This is a genomic window from Streptomyces sp. NPDC001868, from assembly GCF_040297125.1.
Taxonomy (GTDB): domain Bacteria; phylum Actinomycetota; class Actinomycetes; order Streptomycetales; family Streptomycetaceae; genus Streptomyces.
In genome coordinates, this window is the sequence record NZ_JBEOYO010000125.1 from 1 (window position 1) to 4,808 (window position 4,808).

4 protein-coding genes and 1 pseudogene are annotated in these 4,808 nt (G+C 66.2%); 4 read left to right on the plus strand and 1 reads right to left on the minus strand.

The window, feature by feature from the left end; genetic code table 11:
- The first annotated feature begins 222 nt into the window (after positions 1-222).
- The 4 genes and pseudogenes from ABT147_RS46965 to ABT147_RS46980 all read left to right on the plus strand — a co-directional run.
- Positions 223-762 (plus strand): RICIN domain-containing protein, encoded by a 540-nt coding sequence (locus tag ABT147_RS46965; RefSeq protein ID WP_351418666.1) that lies wholly within the window; start codon positions 223-225, stop codon positions 760-762.
- Positions 763-1,487: 725 nt separating this feature from the next.
- Positions 1,488-2,399, plus strand: coding sequence for a DUF6192 family protein (locus ABT147_RS46970; RefSeq protein ID WP_351418668.1), 912 nt, complete (start codon positions 1,488-1,490; stop codon positions 2,397-2,399).
- A 2-nt stretch (positions 2,400-2,401) separates the two neighbouring features.
- A complete protein-coding gene (locus tag ABT147_RS46975) occupies positions 2,402-2,815 on the plus strand; it encodes a RacP protein (protein ID WP_351418670.1) in 414 nt (137 codons plus the stop codon).
- A 39-nt stretch (positions 2,816-2,854) separates the two neighbouring features.
- Positions 2,855-3,694 (plus strand): annotated as a pseudogene (locus ABT147_RS46980) (IS5 family transposase); the annotation flags it as partial.
- 27 nt (positions 3,695-3,721) lie between these two features.
- On the opposite strand, the gene ABT147_RS46985 reads toward ABT147_RS46980, so the two are convergent.
- Positions 3,722-4,039: a hypothetical protein gene (locus tag ABT147_RS46985; RefSeq protein ID WP_351418674.1), complete on the minus strand. Its 318-nt coding sequence runs from the start codon at positions 4,037-4,039 to the stop codon at positions 3,722-3,724.
- Between the last annotated feature and the right edge of the window lie 769 nt (positions 4,040-4,808).

A 4,808-nucleotide genomic window follows, 5' to 3' on the forward strand; every position in this document is an offset into this window, starting at 1 on the left:
CGGTCCGGGGCGGCGGTCGCCGGGGGCCCGGCCCCCCCCCCCCCCCCGGGGGGGGCCCCCCCGCCACTCCCCGATGTCACCGGAATGCCTGGTACTGACTGCGAGCGGTGCGGGGGACCGCTCGCAGAGAGAACACCCCGTCGGCTGGCGACAGCCAGCGGGCCCGACACAGTGGTGCGCGAGCCGTCCCTTGAGAAAGACCCATCACGCTCAGGAGGAACCATGGCAATACGCAAGGCCGTTGCGGTCGCTCTCTCGTCCCTGGCACTGGCCAGCGCCAGTCTGGCGACCTCGGCATCCGCCGCACCGACGGCGACGGGTGCGGTAGACGCATCAGCGGCACTACGAAATGAAGGTCCCGGTGCACCGGTGACGGCGGCCGGTATTCCCGGCCCCTTCAAGATCGTCAACCAGTACTCGGGGTTGTGCCTTGATTACGGCACTGAGGGGAACTACGCCTACCTGGGCGTCTGCAACAGCACGGATGCTGGCCAGCGGTGGGGCTGGTACAACGGAGGATTCCTGATCAACCTCTCGAACAACAAGTGCGCCTCCGCGAACTACGACCCCCAGTTCCCCGTTGCGGTTGTGGCCTGCAGTGACTATGGCGGGCAGCACTGGACGCATCAGAACTTCGCGATCGTCAACGAGAATTACGGGTTCAGGTGTATGGAGGCCCAAATCAACCGTCCCGGATCCGTGATCCTCACCCGACCGTGTCGCACCTCAAGCCACCAGGGGTGGTACGTGTACTACTGGTGAGATGGCTCGCGCACCAGTGAAAGCTGGCCGCTCGGGCCGACAAACTCCCCTCGCGGTCACGGTTACTCTCGCTGCTCTGTAGGTCAGGCGGCGTCCGGCATGACGTAGCACCGCCGTCCAGATGATCGGGCGGCGGTGCTACGGGTGCCCTCGTTGACGGGGTTCCACCGGGGCGCATGTTCGTGGAAGTTCCCGCCGTCGGGGTGGCGGGGTCTTCTTCACAGCGGGTCCCACGCCTGTCCGTCGGACAGGCGTGGGCGTTGAAGCAGGTATCCGCTCTCGCCTCGAAGCGCGAGAGCTGACGTCCCAGACAACCATGCCGAGCAGTGCCAACGGCGAAGGGATCCAGGGACTGTACGACCGTCGGGTGCCCGACGCCGAGGGCGGGCCCTCGGTGCAGACCGCCGTGGAAGTCGGTCCGGTCAGCAAGAGCGGCAAGGTCGCGGTGGACGTCGGCGTCGACCCGACGATCCAGCGCACGGTGCCCGTCCGGTTCACCCTGCTCTGCCGCGCCGAGGGCCGCACGGGTAGCTGGCAGCAGTCGTACACCGCCAATGTCCATGGCCCGGCGCAGGTGAGCTCCCCCGTTGAGAACCTGCTTGTACGCAGCAGCGTTTGCTGTGGGTTGCCATGGGTCCTGTGCGGCAGGATGCTGCGGGCAGAGGCCGGGACTTGTCGCCGGCGGAGGGAGTGCCGGCGTCCCGTGCCGAGGGGTGGTGGGCACCATGCCCACGAGCACGAAGGTCGGGAGCGTTTCCCGGGCGCGGTACGAGGAGATCATCGCCGAGGACCGGAAGCTCATCGAGGTCGATACGAAGATCCAGTTCAAAATCGGTGACCATGCTCTGGAGATCGAGCCGATGCGGCCGCACGGCGGCTCATTGCCAGCGGCCGGTGAGGAACTGCTCGGGGTGCGGGAGACCTTGGAGTTGTACGCGGAGGACATCGGCGTCCCCTACAACCAGGTCCGCCTCAACCGGCAGACGGCCAGCAAGTGGCCCGCCGAGCACCGGATGGCGGGCGTCTCCTTCGAGATCCACCGGATTCTGGAGAAGCTCGATGACCGCTTCGACCGGATCAAGGAGCCACCGCGGCATCCGCGTGACGGCGTGCCGCGGTGGACACAGGACGCGGCGAAACGCCAGGTCGGATGGCGGGTCGACAGCCCGCAGACCCCGCAGGAGAAGGTCGAGGCGATCCACGACCTGGCGGTCGACGACCAGGTCGCCGCACGCGTGGCCACCGACTTCCTGCGCCGCCCCAGCGTCGCCTTCCGAGCCGCCAGTGACGATACGGCCAGGCATCTGTTCAACAAGGCACAGACCGACCGGTGGCACCAACAGGACGAGGCCGAACCGCCGCCCGGCCAGCCGGAGAACCCGGTCGTTCCGGTGGTCCGGCAACTCGACCGGACCATCGACTTCCTGGACCTGATCGGGGCCTGCCACAAGTTCGTGGCCGCGACCGGCCGCCTGGTGCCAAAGATGCGCGGACGCCGTTTGTCCGAGGACGAGCGAGAGCTGATCCACAAGAACGTCGACCGTGTCCGGGCGACCTGCGAGTGGATCGTCACCGCCGTCGACAGCGGCCATCTGGACATGGATGAGGAGCTGACCAAGCTGCTGCGGGGCGAGTAGCCGTGCCGCGTCGATCGCGGCGCGAGGGCGACGCGGCCCGCGAGTACGCCGAGGCCCTCTGGCGGGTGCTGTTGTCGGCCCGCCCCGCCGGCCTGCACATGCCGCAGCTGATGCGGGCCACCGAACTGACCCGCAGTCAGGTCCGTTCCGGGCTCGCGATGCTGCGCGACACCATCGCAAAGAAGGGCTGGCCGCCCCTCATCTACACACGCGCCGAGGGCTACCAGTTCACCGTCGACGGTGACGTCCTGCAGGCATACGAGGTGGGAGTAATCCGCGAGAAACTGACCGAGATCCGCAGGCTGATCACGGGCACCGTCACCCCGCACGCCGCACTCGCCCCCGAGGACAAGTGGGTCCGCCACATGGTCGCCCAGCTCAACTCCGTCGAGTCCACCCTCGACCTGATCGCCTGATCCCCGCCTCCGCGGGGACGGGCACCAAGGGAGCACGGGATGCGACAACGCCGCTATCCCTCGGACACCAGCATCGCAGAGTGGGCCCTGCTGGAGCCTCTTCTGCCCACGCCCGCATGTCAGTTGTCCACGGGCGGTCACCCGGAGAAGTGGCCTCGCCGCGCGATCGTGGACGCCATTCGGTATGTGGTGGATACGGGCTGCAAGTGGCGGGCCCTGCCCGCGGACTTCCCGCCCTTCCAGACGGTCTTCGGGTTCTTCAGTCGGTGGCGCGCGGCCGGCATCTTCAACCTCATCCGCGATCAGCTCCGGCGCCGGGTCCGCCGCGGCATGGGCGCCTCCCCGCACCCCGTGGCCGCGGCGATCGATTCGCAGTCAGTCAAGGTCGCCGCCACCGTCCCGAGATCCACGTCCGGATTCGATCCGGGCAAGAAAATACCGGGCCGGAAGAGACACATCGTCTGTGACATGAAAGGGCTGCTGCTGTTCGTCATGGTGACGCCGGCCGATACCCACGATGCCGTCGTGGCCAAGGAGGTTCTCCTCCGGGTGCGTCTCATGCACCCGCAGATCGCCGTCGTCTGGGCCGATTCGATCTACGGCGGAACGCTGGTCGACTGGGCCAAGTCCTTCCTCAACTTGACGGTCAAGACCGTGAGCAGGCCCGAAGGAGCGAAAGGCTTCGTTCTCCTACCACGACGCTGGGTGGTGGAGCGGAGCCTGGCGTGGTGGCTCCACGCCCGCAGGAACGCCCGGGACTACGAGACCCGGCCCGAGCACTCCGAAGCGATGCTCACCCTCGCGGCCATCACGTTGATGACGCGCCGGCTGACGCGGCAGCCCATGCACCCCACCGCCGCCGCACCGCGACCGACAGCAGCCGTCCGGGCCGCGTGAACCTCAGTTTCACTCTGGCGGCCATTGCTCCGGCACAGGGCTGGATGCCACGGCGTCGTCCAGGACCCGGTCCCGCAGCTGGACCGCAAGCCGATTGGCCGCGTTGACCAGGGAAGTCAGGGTGTCTTCTGGTTCGCCGGACTCGATCGCGGCCACGGTGTCTTCAAGAAGCTGGAGAGCATCACCAGCCAGCTCTTTGCGAGCAGCGGCTTCCAGTTCGCTGAGTCCCAGCAGTTCATCAGGCGCGAGAGCCACAGCGAGGCCCGCCAACTGGCTTTGACACGACGCCATTTGACGGAAGGCGACATCAAGAGGTTCGTACGGCACGCCTGCGCAACGACCTACCGCGCCCAAAGTCACCTGATCGGCGGTGCGGCCAAGAGTTCAGAGAAGAGGTGTCGTCGTCGCAAGAGGGCTTACCCACCCGGTCTGAACCAAGGACAACAACCGGTGTCCGATTGCCGGGCTCGCACCTCCGGCCCTCCGTCGGACTAAACCGTGCAGACAACTGGAGAGACAGCATGCCGCAGCTCATACCGTCACCACGTGAGACAACCTCTTAGAGGCCGAATGGGTCATCCCGGTGCATATCCGAACGCCGATTGGACGGATTGTACGTGCAATAGTACCGCCGGCTCTCGTGCACCGTGCGCTCGAGGGCGTAGTAAAGGCACCGTTCACAATTTCGAAAGTTCGTCATGTAGTCATCATTTGCGGGCGCCCAGGTCGCGAGCCCACAAGCATTCCCGACCGACTGGGTGTCAGGTGGTGGAAGGGGGCGGATATCGGCATGCGCGACGGTTGGCGTGGCGACAGTAAACGCCAAGAGCGACAGCAGGGCGATAGCCCACATTGCTAGCCGATTGCGATCTTTCCATTCTGTCATGACCCCGTCCTCCTTTGAGCTTTCGATGGGCGATCGTCGGCTGCCCCAGAGACGGTAGGGAGACCCTCCTCTGTGGTCCCGCTATGGTCTGCGTGCGATTCTAGCCGGATCGCACACCCGTGCACAGCGTTGTTCTAATGGGGTTTGAATCCGCAGGTCGGCTCTAGCCTCGATCTTTGCTGAGGGTGCGTCAAAGTGCTGACGGAACCA